We start from the raw sequence: 18,401 nt of genomic DNA, 5'->3' as shown, positions 1-18,401 counted from the left end.
GCTAGCCTGTCATGCCCCTCAATACCCGCCTGCGTCTGATTCCCCTTTTGCTGTGCTGGATGTCCGGCACCGCCATCGCTGCCGGCTTGCCGCCGCTGCTGGTGTCGCCCGATCTTGTGCCCGAGGCCAAACGAACCGCCAGGCCAGCACCGCTGCCACCGGCTGCGCGCACGCCCAAACCAGGTGCGGCGTCGGCTGCAAGCCCCAAGGTGGCGCCTGCGGCAGACGCCGTTTCGCCAGCACCCGGTTCACCCGCGCAGGCGCGCGTGTCCGTCACCCAGCCCGTGCCTGCGCTCGCCCTGCCCGCGGGCAGTACTTCGGTGAAGGCCCTGCGCATCGTCGGCGCGCGCACGATCGAGCTCGTCGCCGAGGGTGAGGCCGAACTGCAGCGTGACGACACCATCCTCACCGCCGACCGTGTCACCTACCGCGAACCGACCGATGAGGCCTTGGCGGAAGGCAACGTGGAGCTGCGCCAGGGCGATGACACCATCGTCGGCCCGAAGGCCACGCTGGTGATCGGCCAGAGCACCGGCAGCTTCGAGTCGCCCGTCTATCAGCTCTCACGTCAGCGTCAGCCCAACCTCAGCGGCGAGGAATCCCGCATCGTGGCCGGCAGCGGCAAGGCCGACGAGTTGCGACTGGAAGGCGAGAATCAGTACCGGCTCAAGAACGCCACCTGGACCACCTGCGAGGCCAGCAATCCGGACTGGTACATCAAGGCGCGCGAACTCGAACTCGACTACGACCGCGAGGTGGGCACCGCCCACGGTGGCTCGATCGTGTTCATGGATACGCCTATCTTCTGGATGCCGTGGGCGGAGTTCCCGCTCACCGGGCAGCGCCAGTCCGGCCTCTTGCCGCCGACCTTCGGTTCGTCGAACAAGACCGGGGTCGATCTCACCGCGCCTTATTACTGGAACATCGCGCCCAACTACGACGCCACCATCGCGCCGCGCATCATGGGCCGGCGCGGGCTCCAGCTCGGCGGCGAGTTCCGTTACATGGCCGACGACTACCGCGGCACGGTGCAGACCGAGTGGATGGGGAAGGATCGCGAGAGCGGCGAGCGGCGTACCCTGGCGTCGGTGCAGCATCAGCAGCGCATCACGCCCAGCCTGTATGGCGCGATCGATTACAACTCGGTTTCGGATGATGCCTACTTCGAGGACCTGTCCTCGCGTGTCGGCGTGGCCTCGCAGGTGAACCTGCTCCGCCAGGGGCAGCTCGTGTATCACGGTTCAAGCTGGTGGACGGCCTCCCTGCTGGCGCAGAGCTACCAGACCCTGAGCCCCGACCCCGACTCGCGCAACATCTCGCCTTATCGTCGACTGCCGCAGCTGAAGGTGTCAGGTGCGCGTCCCGACCTGCCCGCCGGGCTGGTCGCGGACTTCGATAGCGAACTGGTCAGGTTTGCCCACGAGGATGCCGACCTGAACAAGGACGAGGGCACGCGTTTCGTCGTCTACCCTCAGCTGTCCTTGCCGCTCGCCGGCGCCGCCTGGTTCTTCACCCCCAAGGTGGGTGTGCACTACTCGCGCTACGATCTCGACCGCTCGCCGCTCACGCCGAACGGGCGTGAAGCCATCACCCGTTCCCTGCCCATCATGTCCGCCGACACCGGGCTTTTCTTCGAGCGTGACACCTTCATCTTCGGTGGGCAGTATCTGCAGACGCTGGAGCCGCGGCTTTACTATCTGCGCGTGCCCTCGCGTGACCAGAAAGATATCCCGCTCTTCGACGCCAGCCGCTTCGATGTGGGCTTCGCGCAGATGTTTGCGGAGAATCGTTTTTCCGGCACCGACCGCATCGGCGACGCCAACGACCTCACGGCGGCGGTGACCACCCGCCTCATCGATGCCGAGAGCGGCGTCGAACGCCTGCGCGCCATGCTCGGCCAGCGCTATTATTTTTCCGATCAAGAGGTCTATCTTTACAGCGCGGATGAGCTGCGTGACGCCGGCCGCGGCACCGAACTGCTTGCCGGACTGGGTGGGCGTATCTCGAAGGAGTTTTCGGTCAGCTCCTACGTGCAGTACAACACCGAGACGACGCGGACGGACCGCGTCAACGCCAGCGTGCGCTATCAGCCCGACTACGCCAAGGTGCTCAACCTGAGCTACCGCTATGCGCCCAACCTGCGTATCGCCGAGAACCTTGTCGGTCTGGAGGACGTCGACGTGTCCGGGCAATGGCCGCTGGGTCGTGGCTGGTACGGCGTGGGCCGGGTGACGCACTCCCTGCTTGACGATCGCGTCACCGAAGCCATCGGTGGCCTGGAGTACGACGGCGGCTGCTGGGTGTTCCGCGTCGCCATGCACCGCTTCGCGATCGAGCGTGACGATGTCTCCAAGGCCATTTACGTCCAGCTCGAACTCAACGACCTCGCCGGCATTGGCTCCAATCCGCTCAGCCTGATCACGCGCAGCGTGCCTGGCTATGGCAAGATCAACGACTCTTCGGCGGATCGCGTGTTCGGTTTCGACTGACTGCGTCCGAGCCTCATCACCCCTGGATACCATGAACCGCTCCCTGTCCCGTACCCGTCTTCTGCTGGCAGCCGGCCTCGCCTGTGCTGCGCTCAGCCTGCCCGCGCATGCGGCGTCCAGATCCGTCGAGGTCGATCGCATCGTTGCGGTGGTCAACGACGAAGTCATTACCTCCTTGCAGCTGCGTGCCCGTGTCGATCAGACGGTACGCCAGTTGCAGCGCCAGAACGTCGAATTGCCGCCGACCGAGGTGCTCGAACGCCAGCTGCTCGAACGTCTCATCGTCGAGCGTGCCCAGCTCCAGCTCGCGCGCGAGACCTCGCTGCGGGTGGACGACGCCACGCTCGAGCGCGCCATCGACCGCATCGCCGCCAACAACAAACTCAGCATGGATCAGCTGCGCGCCACGCTGGACAGGGACGGCGTGTCGTGGACGCGCTTCCGCGACGAGATTCGCACCGAGATCCTGCTGACCCGCCTGCGCGAGCGCGAGGTGGATAGCAAGGTTGTCGTCTCCGATGCCGAGATCGACAACTTTCTCGCCAACAACCCGGATGCCTTTTCCGGCCAGGAGTTCGAGGTCGCACACATCCTGCTGGGCGCCCCGGAAAGTGCATCACCGCAACAGATCGAGGCCCTGCGTGCGCGCGCCGAGCGCGTGATGGTTCGCCTGCGCTCGGGTGAAGATTTTGCCCGCGTGGCGGCTGAGGTGTCGGACGCTCCCGATGGTCTGTCAGGGGGCAGCCTGGGCTGGCGGCCGCTCGACCGTCTGCCGGCGCTGTTTGCCGAAGCCGTGCGCAACATGCGGCCGGGCGAGACTTCGCCGGTGCTGCGCAGCGCCTCCGGCCTGCATATCGTGCGACTGGTGGATCGACGCGGCGGCGGCGATGCCGCGGTGCAGAAGCTCGAACAGACCCATGCCCGCCACATCCTGATCAAGACCTCGGAAGTGCTGAGTGATGCCGATGTAGAGGCGCGCTTGCGCGGGATTCGCGAGCGCATCGTCAATGGCGGCGACTTCGCTGAGCTGGCCAAGGCCAACTCGTCCGACCTGTCGGCGGCCAAGGGCGGTGACCTGGGCTGGTTGAGCGCGGGCGACACGGTGCCCGAGTTCGAGCGCGCGATGAACGCACTGCAGCCGGGCGAGATCAGTCCGCCGGTGCAGTCGCCTTTCGGCTGGCACCTCATCCAGGTGGTGCAGCGTCGCTTGCAGGACGTCACCGACGAGCGCAAGCGCAACGCTGCTCGCGCAGCACTGCGCGAGCGTAAGGGCGACGAGGCCTACGACGACTGGCTGCGCCAGTTGCGTGACAGCACCTATGTTGATGTGCGCCTGGAGCGCGAGTGAGCGCTGACAAGAGGCCGAAGCCGGCCCTTGCCATCACCAGCGGCGAGCCCGCCGGCATCGGGCCGGAGTTGTGCGCCCGCCTGGCGGAGCGTGACTGGCCGCTGCGCCCCGTCGTCCTGGGCGACATCGATCTGCTGCGTGAACGTGGCGCGCGCGCGGGTTTTACGACACGGTTCGAGCCCTGGAACGCGCACGCCGAGCCCGGCTCCGGCGTACTTGAAGTGCTGCACCTGCCTCTGGCCACACCGTCGCGGCCAGGCGTGCTCGATGCAGCAAATGGCCGTTACGTGCTCGACCTGCTCGACCGTGCGATCGCCGGCTGCAAGCGCGGCGAGTTTGCCGCCATGGTCACCGCGCCAGTGCACAAAGGGGTGATCTGCGAAAGCCTGGGTGCGGCCGCTGCCATGCCTTTCAGCGGTCACACCGAATACCTCGCCGAGCACACCGCGACCCCACGTGTGGTGATGATGCTGGTCGGTGGCGGCTTGCGGGTCGCGCTCGTCACCACCCACCTGCCGCTGTCCCAGGTGCCGGCGGCGATCACGCCGCAGGCGCTGGAAGAGACCCTGCGCATCGTTCATGCGGCGCTCATCACCGACTTCGGCATTGCCCAGCCGCGCATCCTGGTGGCGGGGCTCAACCCGCACGCCGGCGAAGGCGGGCACATGGGGCGCGAGGAGATCGAGGTCATCGAACCGGTGCTCGAACGCCTGCGCGGCGAGGGCATGCAGCTCATCGGCCCCTTGCCGGCCGACACCTTGTTCGTGCCCCATACCCTGGAAAAGGGTGATGTGGCGCTGGCGATGTATCACGACCAGGGTCTGCCGGTACTCAAGCACGCCAGCTTCGGTGGCGGCGTGAACGTCACGCTGGGTCTGCCCATCATCCGTACTTCAGTCGACCATGGCACCGCGCTCGAGCTTGCCGGCAGCGGTCGCGCCGACCCCGGCAGCCTGTTCGCTGCAATCGATCTGGCGGCGATGATGGTGATCGCACGCGCCGCCCATGCCACCACCTCAGCGTCGTAACACAGCGCTGTAAGCGCGCACGGCAACAAGGATTCCCATGCAAGACCGCGAGACCGACGGCCACCGCGCACGCAAGCGCTTTGGTCAGAACTTCCTGTCCGACCCCAACATCATCCGCAAGATTGTCGACGCCATCCGCCCCCAGCCGGGCGAACTGCTGGTCGAGATCGGCCCTGGCCTGGGCGCGATGACCGCGCCCCTGATCGAGCGCCTCGGGCATCTGCATGTGGTCGAGATCGATCGCGACCTGATCGCCCGCCTGCATGAACGCTACACGCCGGAGCAGATCACGGTGCACGCGGGCGACGCGCTGAAGTTCGATTTTTCCAGCCTGACGGCAATGCCGGATGGCAGCCCGAGTGCAGACCGCGAGCCCGCGCTGCGCATCGTCGGCAATCTGCCCTACAACATCTCCACGCCCATCCTTTTTCATCTCGCCGACTTCGCCGACCAGGTGAAGGACATGACCTTCATGCTGCAGAAAGAGGTGGTGATGCGCATGGTGGCCGAGCCCGGCACCGAGGAATACGGCCGCCTGTCGGTGATGCTGCAGTACCGCTTTCGCATGGGGCGGATGTTTGATGTGCCGCCCGGTGCCTTTCGACCGGCGCCCAAGGTCATGTCCAGCATCGTGCGCATGGCCCCCTTGCCCAAGGACCAGCTGGGGGCGAAGGACTCGGTGCTGTTCGGGCAGATCGTCACCGCCGCCTTCGGTCAGCGCCGCAAGACCTTGAAGAACACCCTGCGCAGCTTCATGACCGACAGCGACTTCGAGGCGCTGGGCATCGATGCTGGCCTGCGTGGTGAAAGGCTGTCGCTCGAGCAGTTTGTCGCCATCGCCAACCATTGCAGCGCGCGCGCGCAGAATTGATCGGGCATGCGCTACAGCCTGAAAACCAAAGCAAAAAAGCCGGCTCTGAGCCGGCTTTTTCTTGGTGCTGCGGGGACTTACTTCTTCTTCAGCGGGCAGGTGTTCATGCCCAGCAGCGTGTAGGCCGGGCACCAGCCCATGGCGCCGGTGAGTAGCGGCAGAATGCCGATCCACGCCCAAACCGGACCACCCATCAGCGCCCAGGCGATCAGACCGAGGCCGACCAGGATGCGCAAAATCTTGTCGATGCCGCCAACGTTTGTCTTCATGGGGTTCTCCTAACAGGTAACAAGTAACAGAAACGGGACAGTGAGGTGATTGGATCACGTCGGCATGTCCTGCGTCTGTAACCATGGTTACATAGCCCGTCAAGAGCGTGCGCTCAGGGCTTGCTCGAGCCCTCTGCTGACAGCTTGCGCAGTCCTGCCGGGTCGAGGATCTCCACCTGCTCGCGCGCCAGGCGCACCAGCCCCTGATCGGCCAGATTCTTGAGCAGGCGGCTGACGATCTCGCGCACGCTGCCGAGCTCATCGGCAAGCTGCTGGTGGGTCACGTGCAGCAGGCGGCCCTTGCCCAGCAGCAAGGTCGCGAGGCGCTGATCGAGTTTGCGGAAGGCCACCTCCTCGATGAGCTGCATGAGGTCGGCAATGCGCTCGGCAAACAGATGAAAGATGAATTCGCGGAAGGGGCGCTCGCCCAGCATTTCATCGAACACCGGCTTGGGCAGCATCATCAGCAAGGTGTCAGCTTCGGTGACGCCGCGCGCGTTGTAGTCCTCATGGCCCAGCAGGCAGGACGAGGAAATGATGCAGGTCTCGCCCGGGCCAACGCGGTACAGCGGCAGCTCGCGCCCGCTCGGCGCGCACTTGCTGACGCGCACCGAGCCCTCGATGACGAAGGGAAAGCCCTCGCAGCTTTGCAGGTCGTCGAACAGCATCGCCCCGGACGGCACGCGCATCCACTGCGCCGCGCGCAGCAGACGCTCGCGTGCGGGGGCGGAAAGCGCGGCCAGCACCGGGTAGCAATCCTCCAGGCGTTCGCTGTCGGTGCTCGGGGTGCTGGGCGTGCTGGGGGAGTCTGGGTGCGTTGTCATCGGTCCATTGTCAGTCATTCGGCGATGGCCGTCACGCCCCCATATCCAGTTCCAGCACTACCGGCGCGTGGTCAGACGGCCGTTCCAGCCGGCGCGGTTCCTTGTCCACCGTGCAACTGCGACAGGCTTCGCGCAGCGCGGGCGACACCAGCAGGTGATCGATGCGCAGGCCGAAATTGCGCCGGAAGGCCAGCATGCGGTAGTCCCACCACGAAAACACCCGCTCGGGCTGCTCGAACAGGCGAAAGCTATCGATCAGGCCGAGGTCCTGCAGCGCGCGGAAGGCGGCGCGCTCGGGCTCGGAGACGTGGATCTCGTCCTTCCAGTCGGGGTGGGCGTCGCGGTCTTCGGGCGCGATGTTGAAGTCGCCCGCCAGCACCAGGCGCTCGTGCGTCTTCAGCTCCGTGGCCAGCCAGTCGGTGAGCGCGGCAAGCCACTTCAGCTTGTATTCGAACTTGTCCGAGCCCACCGCCTGGCCGTTGGGGAAGTAGCCGCACACCACGCGCACGCCGTCGATCGTCGCCGCAATGAGGCGCTTTTGCTCGTCCTCGAAGCCGGGGATGTTGCGCACCACCGTGGCTTCGTCGATCGGCTGCGGGCTGAGGATGGCGACGCCGTTATAGGTCTTCTGGCCGATGAAGACGGCGTGGTAGCCCGCCGCTTCGATCTCCGCGCGCGGAAAGACCTTGTCCTCGAGCTTGAGCTCCTGCAGGCAGAGCGCGTCCGGCTTGTGCGCGGCGAGCCAGTCGAGGACCTGGGGCAGGCGGACCTTGAGCGAGTTGACGTTCCAGGTGACAAGTTTCATTGGTTTTTAACCTATTGGGATTATTGGGAAATTCTTCAGCGTGTAGAGCGTGCAAGTGCTGGGGCAGGTGAGTGAATCATGCCGATCTGAATCAGCTTGGTCGCGGCAGGGGGCTTGAGAGCTGATCACGCGTCAGTTGGGCGACAAATCTTGCGAACGGTTCGATCTCGCCGTAGGAACTGGCTTGCTCCAGCACCTCCATATAGGTCTGTCGCTGCTGCACTGGAATGACGGTCCACACATAGCCACCGGTGACGAGCATTGCGTTCATCAAGAAACGCGCCAGGCGACCATTGCCATCCATGTAAGGGTGAATGAAGACGAACAGGAAGTGCCCAAGAATGGCCCGTGCAGCGGGGTGTGGCTCGCTTTCGATGAGTTCGAACAGTACGGGCATGGCTTCGCGCACAGCTTCCTTGGCCGGTGGCACGTGCAGCGCACCGCGGATCAACACCTGGCTGTTGCGCCAGCCGGCGAGATCCGAAGGTTTGAGCAGGCCAGCTTGCACGCTGGGGCTGAATAGCGCCAGATACCAGGTGTTCATCGCCTCGCGTAAACTCTGTGGCGCGACCGCTTGTGCTGGTTCTCGCATCGTTTTGAGGATGAAATCCCGCACGAGCTTGTAGGCCTCGAAATAGCCCTTGGCGGCCATGGCGTCGCGCTGCTGGCGGTCAGGGCCTTCCGAATCCCAGACGCCGTTGCGCACTTTCTCGATCAGATCCGCGCTTACGTGGTAACCCTCGATCGACAACGAGTGGTAGGCGTCCGCCAGGTAGCGCTCCTCGATGTCCCGGAGGGCTTGCATCGGGTCGGTCGGTGGGGGCTTGGGTGGCGGGAATGCGGCGATGACAGCGTCGCGCATCGCCGCCCAGTTCAGGCGCAGGCGTTGCACGTGGGGTGACACGGCTTGGCCAGCACGCAGCAGCAGCGGTGGCAGGTCGAACGGTGAAACCTCCTGAACCGTGTAGCCGGCACTGCGCATGGTTTGGGTGATGTTGTTTGCGAAGTCAGCACGGCCTACCGCCCGAAACGCAGCCGCCAGCCGTCCGGCGATGACGGAGTGGGAGCCGTCGAGCAAGCGTTGCAACAGCTCTGCGGTGTCGTCGACCATCCCCAGTGCCACGCGCGCAGCCAGTGGCTGCTGAATAAAGAAAGCTGCTGACACGGCCGTGAGCGCAGCCGCCAGCGTTACGAGGCGGATGCCTTGATCTTCGGCATGCGGTTCGGCGGGCAGCAGTGCGGGTGCCCGGTAGATAAACAAGGAGCAAGCGTGGGGCAAGGACACCAACTGGTTATTACCGGCGCTAGACCAGACCTGCAGTTGCCGTGGCAAGCTGCGCTCACCGGAGCGCAGCAGCAGGGATTGGTCCGGGCTCAGGTGCCAGCTTTCGCCGAACCGGTCCTCGCAGTAGCCGGCGACAAAGTCGCGCATGCCGGCGAACCAGGCGGCTGTGCTGCCTTCGAGACTGGCGCTGGATACTTCCGGTCGGGCGGGCAAATACCAGCCTTTGATGACCTCCTGCAGATAGCCCGCCCTGCTCAGACGCTCGCGGTGCGTGCGCGACAGGGCTGCGCTGCGAATGACGCGCAGCCCTTTGTATTGAAGCGTCTTGAGCTCTTCCAGCGATGCGGCAAGCTTCTCGTTGGGAGTGGCCATCTCAGCATCATCGCACTAATATCGTGCTTAATGATTGCACTACTATTGTGCTTTGTCAAAAGACTGATTTTCATTCCTGCGCCACCATCCCGCTGTGACGCAGCAGTGCGTCCGGCCTCGGTTCGCGGCCGCGGAAGGCCTTGAAGGATTCCAGTGCCGGGCGGCTGCCGCCGACGGCGAGGATCTCGCGCCAGAAGCGCGCGCCGGTTTCGGGGTCGAGCAGGCTGCCGCGGCCGGCGCCGGCTTCTTCGAAAGCTTCGAAGGCGTCGGCGGACAGCACTTCTGCCCACTTGTAGCTGTAGTAACCCGCCGCGTAGCCGCCGGCAAAGATGTGCGCGAAGCTGTGCGGGAAACGGTGCCAGGCGGGCGGAATCATCACCGCCACTTCCTTGCGCACTTCGTCGAGCACGGCCATCACGCGTTCGATCGGCACCGGCGCCGCGCCGGCATCCCCGCTTTCATCTGCGCTGGCGCCCAACTCGCCGTGCAGGCGCAGGTCGAACATCGAGAACTCGAGCTGGCGCACGGTCTGCATGCCGCTCTGGAAGTTCTTGGCGGCGATCATCTTGTCGTACAGCGCACGCGGCAGCGGCGCGCCGGTGTCGACATGGGCGGTCATGCCTTGCAGCACGTCCCATTCCCAGCAGAAGTTTTCCATGAACTGGCTGGGCAGCTCGACCGCGTCCCATTCCACGCCGTGGATGCCGGAGACCGCGAGCTCATCCACCTTGGTGAGCAGGTGATGCAGGCCGTGGCCGCACTCGTGGAACAGCGTGAGCACGTCGTCGTGGGTGAAGGTGGCGGGTTTGCCACCCACCGGTCCGGGGAAGTTGCACACCAGATAGGCCACCGGGCTGTCGCTGCCCCAGGTGTTGCGATGGCGGCTGCGGGCCGAATCCATCCACGCGCCGCCGCGCTTGGTGCTGCGCGCGTGCAGGTCGAGGTAGAAGTGGCCGACGAGTTCGTTGCCCCTTTCACCATCCTTCTCGATGCGAAAGAAGCGCACGTCCGGGTCCCACTTCGGCGCCTCGTCGGGCAGGATGTCAACGCCGTACAGTGCGCGGATCACCCCGAACAGGCCGTCGAGCACCTTGGGCTCGGGGAAGTACTGCTTCACCTCCTGGTCAGAGTAGGCGTAGCGCGCCTGGCGCAGTTTTTCGGAGGCGTAGCCCAGATCCCAGGGCTCGAGGCGGTCGATGCCGAGCTCCGCCTTGGCGAAAGCCTGCAGCTCTTCCAGATCCTTCTCGGCAAAGGGCTTGGCCTTGGCGGCGAGATCGTGCAGGAAGCCCAGCACCTGCTCGGGCGTGTCGGCCATCTTGGGCACCAGCGACACTTCGGCGTAGTTGCGGTAGCCGAGCATGCGCGCCTCTTCATGACGCAGGGCGAGGATGCGGCCGATCAGCGGGCCGTTGTCGAGCTCCGGATTGCCGAGCTCGGAAGCGCGGGTGGCGTTGGCGCGGTACATGCGTGCGCGCAGCTCGCGGTCGTCGGCGTATTGCAGCACCGGCAGGTAGGACGGCATCTGCAGGGTGAACTTCCAGCCCGGCTTGGCCTCGGCTTGGGCCGCTTCGCGTGCGGCTGCGCGCGCATCCTCAGGGATGCCGGCCAGCCCGGCCTCATCGCTGACCCACTCGGCGTGGGCGTTGGTGGCGTCGAGCAGGTTCTCGGAGAACTTGGCGGCGAGCTGCGATTGTTCTTCCTGGATGGCCTGGAAGCGCGGCTTGAGTTCGTCGGCCAGTTCGGCGCCGGACAGGCGGAAGTCGCGCAGGGCGTGCTCGAGGATGCGCTGGCGCACCGGCGACAGGGTGGCGAATTCCGCGCTGTCGTGCAGCGCCTTGTACTTCTCGAACAGCGCCAGGTTCTGTCCCACTTCGGCAAAGAAGCGCGAGATGTCGGGCAGCATGGCGTTGTAGGCCTCGCGCCATTCGGGCACGTCGAACACGCTGTGCAGATGGCCGACCACGCCCCAGGCGCGACCGAGGCGTTCGCCGGCCTCATCCATCGGGCTGACGAAGTCGTCCCAGGTCGGCGTGGCGGTTTCGGCGGTGAGGCGTTCGATGAGGGCGCGGTTCTCGTCGATCAGGCCGCGGATGGCGGGTTCGACGTGTTCCGGCTTGATATCGGCAAAGCGCGGCATGCCCGAAAAGTCGAGCAAGGGATTGGCGACGGTAGCGTTCATGTGCGGGGGGCTCTCTTATATGAATAGGGGGCTGTGCGAAGGCTGGGACCGTTCAGCGCAGCAATCGTGCCCCGATCGGCCCTCCCGTGCCGCGCACGCAAGCCGGCCGCTCAGGCCAGGGCCTGGCCGGTCAGGCGCTCGTAGGCTTCGCGGTACTTGCCTGCGGTGTGCTCGATCACCTCGGCCGGCAGCTTGGGGCCGGGCGCGGTCTTGTTCCAGTCGAGCGTTTCCAGGTAGTCACGCACGAACTGCTTGTCGAAGGACGGCGGACTGATGCCTTCGCGGTAGCTGTCGGCGGGCCAGAAACGCGAGGAATCGGGCGTGAGCGCCTCGTCGATCAGGTGCAGCGTGCCGGCCGCGTCGATGCCGAACTCGAACTTGGTGTCGGCGATGAGGATGCCGCGGCCTGCGGCGTAATCGGCGGCCGCGGAATACAGCGCAATCGCCGCCGTGCGGGCCTCTTCGGCCAACTGGGCGCCCGTCTTGCCGGTGCCGGCGAGCGCGTCCTTGAGCATCGTCGTGCAGCGTGCCTGGGCTTGTTCAAACGAGATGTTCTCGTCGTGCTCGCCCATGTCGGCCTTGGACGAAGGCGTGAAGATCGGCGCCGGCAGCTTCGCCGCCTGCTGCAAGCCGGCGGGCAGGGCAATGCCGCAGATGGCGCCAGTGGCCTGGTAATCCTTCCACCCCGAACCGATCACATAGCCCCGCACCACCGCCTCGATCGGCAGCGGCGTCAGGCGCTTCACCACCAGCGCGCGCCCGCGCACCTGGTCGCGCTCGTCGGCGGCGACCACGGTTTCGGGGTCGATGCCGGTGAGCTGGTTGGGCAGGATGTGGCCGAGCTTGTCGAACCAGAAATTCGCCAGCGCCACCAGCACGCGGCCCTTGTCCGGAATCGGATCGGGCAGGATCACGTCAAAGGCCGACAAGCGGTCGCTGGTCACGATCAGCAGCGTCGCGTCGTCGACGGCATAGATGTCGCGCACCTTGCCGCGGCCAAGCAGCGGCAAGCTCTTGATGGAAGTCTCGAAAAGGGGCGTCGCCACGGTAGGGCCTCGGGTTGCTGGCAAAGGCGGAATTATAGGGGAGGGGCGGGTACTTTCGAGCGGGCGGGGGCGAATGGAAACGCGTGAAAGGCATCGCCCCGGGGGGACGTCGGCGGAAGTTGGAAGCCGGCGAGAGTTCGCGACGATACTGATTTCCTTGTGCGGCCGGTCATAGTCGGTCGAATGGGGACACAACGCCTCGGCCACCGCGGTTGAGTACATGCGTGTAGATCATCGTGGTCGAAACATCGGCATGGCCGAGCAGTTCCTGCACGGTGCGGATATCGTAACCACCCTCGAGCAAGTGCGTGGCGAACGAGTGGCGCAGCGTGTGGACCGTGACATGACGCGCGATGCCGGCCTTCTGGACCGCTTGACGCAGCGCCCGCTGCAAGCGCTCTTCATATAGATGATGGCGTCTGCGCACGCCCGAGCGCGGATCGACCGACAAGGTGGGCGAGGGCCACACCCAGAACCAGGGCCAGGACTCGGCTGCGCGCGGATACTTGCGCATGAGCGACTCCGACATCTCCACCCCCGGAACCCCGTCCGCACGATCCTGCGCCCACAGCAGATGCGCTCGTCGCAGTTGTTCGCGCAGGGCATTCTCGCAACGGTCGGGCAACATCACCACGCGATCTTTGTTGCCCTTGCCCTCGCGCACCACGATCAGTCTGCGCTGGAAGTCGACATCCTTGACGCGCAGGCGCAGCGCTTCCATCAGGCGCATCCCTGTCCCATACACCAGACCAGCGAGATCGCCCACCGGACCCTCGATCGCGTTCAGTAGCGCGCTGACTTCTTCGCGGGACAGCACCGTCGGAAGACGAACCGGCGTCTTCGGGCGCTCGAATTGCGACAGCCAAGGCAGATCGACGCCCAGGACGCTACGATAGAGAAACAGCAACGCGGCCAGCGCCTGCTTGTGAGTGGACACCGCCACCTTGCGCTCCACGGCGAGCCAACTCAGGAACTGCTCTACCTCGGGTGCGCCCATCTCGCGAGGGTGGCGCAGCGCGTGGAAGCGGACGAACGCACGTACCCAATAAACGTATTGCTGCTCAGTCCGCAAACTGTAATGCTTGTACCGAATTCGCTCCCGTACCTGGTCGAGCAGCCGCACAGCCGTCAGCGGCGGGGCGGGTGGTTCGCTCCGAGGGCTGCGGGGTTTGCCGGCTGGGTTAGGGCTGTACATAAATACAGAATAACTCTGAAATGCGATTGACATCAAGCACTTCGTCTTGCGGGTTTCGACCGGATATACCGCAGGGTTCCGCACAACCCCGCAGAACTGCGGGCTAAAACACGTTATATTCCAAAGGATATTGTGTGAGCAATCAACCATTAAACAGCAGCGACCAAAGTAAAATATTAATATTTGGATTGCTTATGCTTCCATCTATAGGGTTTCTTGTAGGGGTAATTCCCACTTTATTTTTAGCATTTGGGATATTCATGATGAAAAAGAATGAAGATTTTTCCCATGTAACCACAGCAACTAGAAACTTTCGTGGATATGTCTCTCTCATTTTGGTGGGTTGCATTATCTCTGCAGCTTACTGCGCAACCACTTTGAATGCAGAAGACCGATGGGATCGTCTGGGCGAAGAGCTGATCATTTCTCTAGTGTTCGCTGGAATTTGTATAGCATATTTGGTTTTTGTGAAACATCTCTTTATCAATCCACTTTCTAACCATAGCGAATGGATCGAAGTCAACGGAATTTTTGCAACTAAACCTAAAAACCCATCGAATACAGTGGCTTTAGGTGAGGTGGATATCATAAAGGGAGAAAAGCTCAAACAATACTCCGTTGCAGATGAGCTTATTAAATGGGCAAAGCTTAAGGAAGATGGTCATATATCAGAGGAGGAGTTTAACGAGGCTAGGAGAAAACTTCTAAAGCGGGCATGACGATTTATGGATGCATATGAAAAGCAATTTGAATTGCGGCAAGGCACCTCTGCATATTGGCACAGTAAGTCGCATGATCTGTTGGTGTCCGCTAGAACCCTATGGGTTGCAATGCAAGAAAACCGTAATCTTGAGGTGAATTGCTGGGCAACCTATAAAATGTTGATTGGAATGTCATTCGAGCTGATTTTCAAGGCTCATTGTGTTGCTCGAAAAACTGAATTTAGCAAAAATCACAAGCTTGTTGATCTCGCTGCGACAGCAGGCCTATCAATAACAGATGAGGAAGAATCTCTATTCAATATTTTGGCAGAGTATATTATTTGGGATGGTCGGTATCCCACGCCAAAGAAGCCTAAACACCTTAAAGATCATTGGCAGAACCAGAGCGAGGTGCTTACGGACGAAGTCCAGTTGGGCAGTATGAAAGGCGGAATATCCAATGGGAAATTGGATTTTGAAAACCTTCAGCCAATTTGGCGTAGATTCTCTGACGCTTATCTTGCTGCATACAGTTAAAATATAACAAGGCGCTGCACTGGACGGCTATTCCGCTACGCTCCATAGCCGCCAGTGAGCTTGGTCGTTAGGTACGCTGTTAAAAATGAGAGTTCCACAAGAATGAAAGGAAAAATAGTTTCATGGAAGGATGATAAAGGCTTCGGCTTCATCAGTCCTGAAGGTAAAAACGAACAGGTTTTCTTCCACATCTCAAGCGTCAAAAAGGCAACTCGCAAGCCTGAAGTTGGTGACGCCGTCATTTTTGAAGTTGCCAAAGACTCCCAAGGTCGCCTCAAAGCAACGCACGTGCTGCTTGAAGGTGTATCACTTTCCAACTCAGGGAGCTCTAAAAGAATAATCACAGAGCCCGTCAAGAAAGATGGGCTAGATTATTTTGCTTACTTTGCTCTGGCTGTACTTCTTGCTATCTCATTAGGTCTATTCATAAAAACAGGCGCACCAGAGTCAGCCTTGGTGCCTGGCGCAATTTTTCTACTAGTTATTTTCTTCATATCAAGCAGAAAGAAGCAGCCTGCAAACAAACTGTTCTCATGCTCAAAGTGCCGAGCGGTCTCCAGTCACGACGAGAGAACAGTCCTTGCCTGGAATAGAGGACTGAATAGGCTATATTGCAAATCCTGTCACCAGGCATGGCTGCGCGAACAACCTAAAGAGCAACAAGAAAGCCGGAGCTCTTATTCATCATCCAATTCAGGTTGCCTTGGTCTATTTTTGGTTATTGCGTCCGTTCCGATCATTTGTGTCGTCGGTGCAGTCACATGGTTTGTGTAAGCTAAACCTAACAAGTGGTTCAAGTCGCTCGCTTCGCTCACTCGGGACCGGCTAAAGCCGGCCCCTTAACCAAACGTTGAGCGGCAGAGACAGCGAGTGCTAGAACGTACCGAGCTTGATACAACCAGCTACTGATCGAACGGGGAACATGGGGGATTTATTGTGCTTGTTTACGCAAATGAAATTGAGCTGGTTGGGGAAAATCCAGCGCTTCAAGTGCTCCGAGGCATATCAGGCTGGTTATCTGAAAAATTGGGGGAACGCGTAGTCATTCGAGACATAACAATTCCCGGAGAACGTACAGGCGGAACTCCAAAAGCTTATTTGAGGACGGATAGAGCAATTGCGGATAACTTCAGGCTGTATTCGTGGGTGCTTAAGCATTCTGACCCGAACGTCACAGGTAGGCAGTGGGTTACGGAACTTGGACTGAAAGACGAAGATGGTGGACCAGCCCATTTCTCGTGCGTCGTTTATACGGAAGAGCAAAGCATTCTCGTTTCCGACCCCGTTCAGGCGAGCCGACCTCGCGTTGTAAAGTTCATTTTTTCGAACGTGCAAGATGAGCCAAACGTTCAATTCTCACCTGGCAGTATCGGATCGGCCGTAAAGTGGGTGGGGGACGGCTTGGATTCGTACCGTGGCCTCTTGGCGGACATTAACAATTCATCGCGTAATTACCCGCTGGTAATTGTTAGCCCCGACAATGACGGTAGGTACACCGTTGATCCGCAAAGGCTGCAAAACATGTTGTTTGGCTTGGCACAGGTTGTCGGTGCCACCAAAGATTTCAACAGCTACGACATGGCGGAGGTTCTTGGCCGCGAATACTCTGCATGGTCAGGTGCGGTCAATATCATTCGCGTGCCGCACAGAGATGGCAGGGTTTTTGCTTACAGAATCCTACCCAGAGACATTCCCGCCGAGTTAGATACTCCACATAAAATAGAGTGCTTCATCTTGGGGCGCGTCAGTCACAACACCAATATCCCAAGGCAACGAAACCGAATAAGGCCCGAGGGCGTAAGAAATCTGTCGGCTAAGTTGAGGCTTGAAAGACGTATCGCCGACTTGGCTGAAAAACCAGATGATGCGTTACGAGATGAACTCGGGATGGTCTACGAAGAACTATCCCAACTCAGTGCTGACCTCGATCAAGCACAGCAACAAAAAGAGAGCTTGGAGTTCACGTTGCTGGAAAGTGAGGAGAAAGTTCAAGACCTCGAAAAACAGATCAAGCAAAGCGCATACATCAACAGCCAGAGAAGCGAAGTCGCGGTAGATTTGCCTGAAGATGAGGAAATCGTCAGAGACTTAATCGAGGTCGCGGCCGACTCGAAAGGTCCAAGCCCTGAGGAGTGCTTGAGTTTACTTGCTAAGGTGTACCCAAAACGTCTCGTAGTTCTGCCTTCTGCCGTGGAAAGCGCAAGGGAGGTCGGTTCGTTTGCCCAAAATCGGCGGCTCTTGGACATGTTGAACCGGCTAGTAACCGAATATCTACCCGCCTATCTCAAAGGGGGGGACACTGACGCCCGTGCGACTTTTACTAATAATGAATTTGCCGCGAGAGAATCCGATACGGTTGCCAACAACAAACAATATTCGGCCTATCGCAAGTTTGATTTTGATGGGCGGGAGGTCGAAATGCTTAAGCATCTAAAGGTCGGCGTCGCGGATGATCCAAAATCTACTATTCGCGTGCATTTTGAGGTCGACCAAGCATCAAGGCGCGTATTAATAGGTCACTGCGGTAAACACCTCCCTCTGCCCGGTAGGTAAGCGAGGTGAAGCTGCCGCCCAACAAATCGCTGCAGGTGACGTTTGACCCGCCACCCACTTTTGCTGTCGCAAAAGCAGGCGTCTCCTCAAACGCACCTGAGCTCAGGCGTTATAACGCTCTGGTTGCAAGCTTCGGTACAACTCTATAAGAAGGAAAGAAAATGGATGATTTGATTGATGACGAGTTGTTCTTGCAAGTAGAGGAACACTTGAAGTGTAGTGAGCAAAGTTGGCTATTGGGTGCAGGAATAAGTTTCGATGCTAAATTACCGTTAATGTACCCTTTAACGAATAAAGTTAAGAAGGATATAGAAGCTAGTCATAAGAAGTTATATGACGATATTATCACTCCACTGTTTGAAGAGCTGCCAGAGCAGTGCCATATAGAGCATGTTCTTAGTCATCTTGGCGACTATGCTGCATTAGCTGAAAGAAATAAAGAAAAGAAAACTGTAATTCGTGGGGTGGAAGTTGATTTAGCAACCCTAGAGGATGTACATAATAAAATTCTTGAGTCTATCTCAAATGTTATCCGGTGTGGCTATGTTGAGGACAAGGATGGAAATACAGTTGAAGAAGGCTCTTTGTCTAAACCAATTGTAGACATCGAAGCACATTTAGAATTTGTTGACACTCTATTTAATCACGCATCCGCTGGTGTTCATGAGCGAAGAAAAGCTGTCAATATTTTCACAACCAACTATGACACTCTTTTAGAAGATGCATTAGCACTAAATAAAATTCCTTATTGGGATGGGTTTGATGGTGGTGCTATAGCCTATCGAAAACAAAAGTATGGAGAACCCATTCCAGCGGCGTTGGTGCACTATTAACAAACGCTTATATAACAATGGCCTAGATTCTGAGATTTTGGCATGATTCGCCCCTTTCCCCCGTCC

The 18,401-nt window shown here is 60.3% G+C and carries 16 protein-coding genes; 9 read left to right on the top strand and 7 right to left on the bottom strand.

The window, feature by feature from the left end; all coding sequences use genetic code 11:
* Positions 1–11 precede the first annotated feature (11 nt).
* The 4 genes from M622_RS29845 to rsmA are packed head-to-tail and all read left to right on the top strand — an operon-like array spanning position 12 to position 5,736.
* A complete protein-coding gene (locus M622_RS29845) occupies positions 12–2,489 on the top strand; it encodes an LPS-assembly protein LptD (protein ID WP_021249313.1) in 2,478 nt (825 codons plus the stop codon).
* Between the two features lie 31 nt (positions 2,490–2,520).
* A complete protein-coding gene (locus M622_RS29840; protein ID WP_021249312.1) occupies positions 2,521–3,837 on the top strand; it encodes a peptidylprolyl isomerase in 1,317 nt (438 codons plus the stop codon).
* Entirely contained in the window at positions 3,834–4,865 is a 1,032-nt protein-coding gene (gene pdxA / locus M622_RS29835; protein WP_021249311.1) for a 4-hydroxythreonine-4-phosphate dehydrogenase PdxA, read from the top strand. The genes M622_RS29840 and pdxA overlap by 4 nt, the downstream gene beginning before the upstream one ends.
* A 37-nt stretch (positions 4,866–4,902) precedes the next feature.
* Positions 4,903–5,736, top strand: a complete 834-nt coding sequence (gene rsmA, locus M622_RS29830; protein WP_021249310.1) for a 16S rRNA (adenine(1518)-N(6)/adenine(1519)-N(6))-dimethyltransferase RsmA — start codon at positions 4,903–4,905, stop codon at positions 5,734–5,736.
* 77 nt (positions 5,737–5,813) lie between these two features.
* Here the strand turns inward: rsmA and M622_RS29825 are convergent, their stop codons facing one another.
* The 7 genes from M622_RS29825 to M622_RS29795 all read right to left on the bottom strand — a co-directional run bounded on the left by M622_RS29825 (position 5,814) and on the right by M622_RS29795 (position 13,711).
* Complete coding sequence (locus tag M622_RS29825; RefSeq protein ID WP_021249309.1) at positions 5,814–6,005, bottom strand: YgaP family membrane protein; 192 nt, start codon at positions 6,003–6,005, stop codon at positions 5,814–5,816.
* 113 nt (positions 6,006–6,118) lie between these two features.
* On the bottom strand, positions 6,119–6,829 hold the full coding sequence (locus M622_RS29820; RefSeq protein ID WP_031346821.1) for a Crp/Fnr family transcriptional regulator: 711 nt from the start codon (positions 6,827–6,829) through the stop codon (positions 6,119–6,121).
* Between the two features lie 31 nt (positions 6,830–6,860).
* Positions 6,861–7,634 carry an exodeoxyribonuclease III gene (gene xth / locus M622_RS29815; protein WP_021249307.1) on the bottom strand — a complete coding sequence of 258 codons (774 nt, stop codon included), beginning with the start codon at positions 7,632–7,634 and terminating at the stop codon, positions 6,861–6,863.
* 91 nt (positions 7,635–7,725) lie between these two features.
* Complete coding sequence (locus M622_RS29810; RefSeq protein WP_021249306.1) at positions 7,726–9,291, bottom strand: Fic family protein; 1,566 nt, start codon at positions 9,289–9,291, stop codon at positions 7,726–7,728.
* Positions 9,292–9,361: 70 nt separating this feature from the next.
* Positions 9,362–11,470: a M3 family metallopeptidase gene (locus M622_RS29805; RefSeq protein WP_021249305.1), complete on the bottom strand. Its 2,109-nt coding sequence runs from the start codon at positions 11,468–11,470 to the stop codon at positions 9,362–9,364.
* A gap of 110 nt (positions 11,471–11,580) precedes the next feature.
* On the bottom strand, positions 11,581–12,516 hold the full coding sequence (locus M622_RS29800) for a phosphoribosylaminoimidazolesuccinocarboxamide synthase (RefSeq protein WP_021249304.1): 936 nt from the start codon (positions 12,514–12,516) through the stop codon (positions 11,581–11,583).
* Between the two features lie 169 nt (positions 12,517–12,685).
* Entirely contained in the window at positions 12,686–13,711 is a 1,026-nt protein-coding gene (locus tag M622_RS29795; protein WP_052028707.1) for an integron integrase, read from the bottom strand.
* A gap of 134 nt (positions 13,712–13,845) precedes the next feature.
* Here M622_RS29795 and M622_RS39670 point away from each other — a divergent pair, with 134 nt between their 5' ends.
* The 5 genes from M622_RS39670 to M622_RS39660 all read left to right on the top strand — a co-directional run bounded on the left by M622_RS39670 (position 13,846) and on the right by M622_RS39660 (position 18,335).
* On the top strand, positions 13,846–14,430 hold the full coding sequence (locus tag M622_RS39670) for an SHOCT domain-containing protein (RefSeq protein ID WP_084520727.1): 585 nt from the start codon (positions 13,846–13,848) through the stop codon (positions 14,428–14,430).
* Between the two features lie 6 nt (positions 14,431–14,436).
* Positions 14,437–14,949 (top strand): hypothetical protein, encoded by a 513-nt coding sequence (locus M622_RS40145; protein WP_157282008.1) that lies wholly within the window; start codon positions 14,437–14,439, stop codon positions 14,947–14,949.
* Between the two features lie 102 nt (positions 14,950–15,051).
* A complete protein-coding gene (locus M622_RS39665) occupies positions 15,052–15,723 on the top strand; it encodes a cold shock domain-containing protein (protein WP_084520726.1) in 672 nt (223 codons plus the stop codon).
* 162 nt (positions 15,724–15,885) lie between these two features.
* The gene (locus M622_RS40415; RefSeq protein WP_217995311.1) at positions 15,886–17,502 is read left to right on the top strand and encodes a hypothetical protein; all 1,617 of its coding nucleotides are present in this window, start codon (positions 15,886–15,888) and stop codon (positions 17,500–17,502) included.
* A gap of 161 nt (positions 17,503–17,663) precedes the next feature.
* On the top strand, positions 17,664–18,335 hold the full coding sequence (locus M622_RS39660; RefSeq protein ID WP_217995310.1) for an SIR2 family protein: 672 nt from the start codon (positions 17,664–17,666) through the stop codon (positions 18,333–18,335).
* The last annotated feature ends 66 nt before the right edge of the window (positions 18,336–18,401 follow it).

It is taken from the genome of Thauera terpenica 58Eu (assembly GCF_000443165.1).
Taxonomy (GTDB): domain Bacteria; phylum Pseudomonadota; class Gammaproteobacteria; order Burkholderiales; family Rhodocyclaceae; genus Thauera; species Thauera terpenica.
Note: the sequence above shows the minus strand (reverse complement) of the source record. Positions and strands in the feature narration are given on the sequence as shown.

What these genes read in the sequence shown, in the direction of transcription:
- M622_RS29845 (WP_021249313.1), top strand. Translation starts at nt 12, where the DNA reads ATGCCCCTCAATACCCGCCTGCGTCTGATTCCCCTTTTGCTGTGCTGG.
- M622_RS29840 (WP_021249312.1), top strand. Translation starts at nt 2,521, where the DNA reads ATGAACCGCTCCCTGTCCCGTACCCGTCTTCTGCTGGCAGCCGGCCTC.
- rsmA (WP_021249310.1), top strand. Translation starts at nt 4,903, where the DNA reads ATGCAAGACCGCGAGACCGACGGCCACCGCGCACGCAAGCGCTTTGGT.
- M622_RS29825 (WP_021249309.1), bottom strand. Translation starts at nt 6,005, where the DNA reads ATGAAGACAAACGTTGGCGGCATCGACAAGATTTTGCGCATCCTGGTC.
- M622_RS29820 (WP_031346821.1), bottom strand. Translation starts at nt 6,829, where the DNA reads ATGACAACGCACCCAGACTCCCCCAGCACGCCCAGCACCCCGAGCACC.
- xth (WP_021249307.1), bottom strand. Translation starts at nt 7,634, where the DNA reads ATGAAACTTGTCACCTGGAACGTCAACTCGCTCAAGGTCCGCCTGCCC.
- M622_RS29810 (WP_021249306.1), bottom strand. Translation starts at nt 9,291, where the DNA reads ATGGCCACTCCCAACGAGAAGCTTGCCGCATCGCTGGAAGAGCTCAAG.
- M622_RS29805 (WP_021249305.1), bottom strand. Translation starts at nt 11,470, where the DNA reads ATGAACGCTACCGTCGCCAATCCCTTGCTCGACTTTTCGGGCATGCCG.
- M622_RS29795 (WP_052028707.1), bottom strand. Translation starts at nt 13,711, where the DNA reads ATGTACAGCCCTAACCCAGCCGGCAAACCCCGCAGCCCTCGGAGCGAA.
- M622_RS40145 (WP_157282008.1), top strand. Translation starts at nt 14,437, where the DNA reads ATGGATGCATATGAAAAGCAATTTGAATTGCGGCAAGGCACCTCTGCA.
- M622_RS39665 (WP_084520726.1), top strand. Translation starts at nt 15,052, where the DNA reads ATGAAAGGAAAAATAGTTTCATGGAAGGATGATAAAGGCTTCGGCTTC.
- M622_RS39660 (WP_217995310.1), top strand. Translation starts at nt 17,664, where the DNA reads ATGGATGATTTGATTGATGACGAGTTGTTCTTGCAAGTAGAGGAACAC.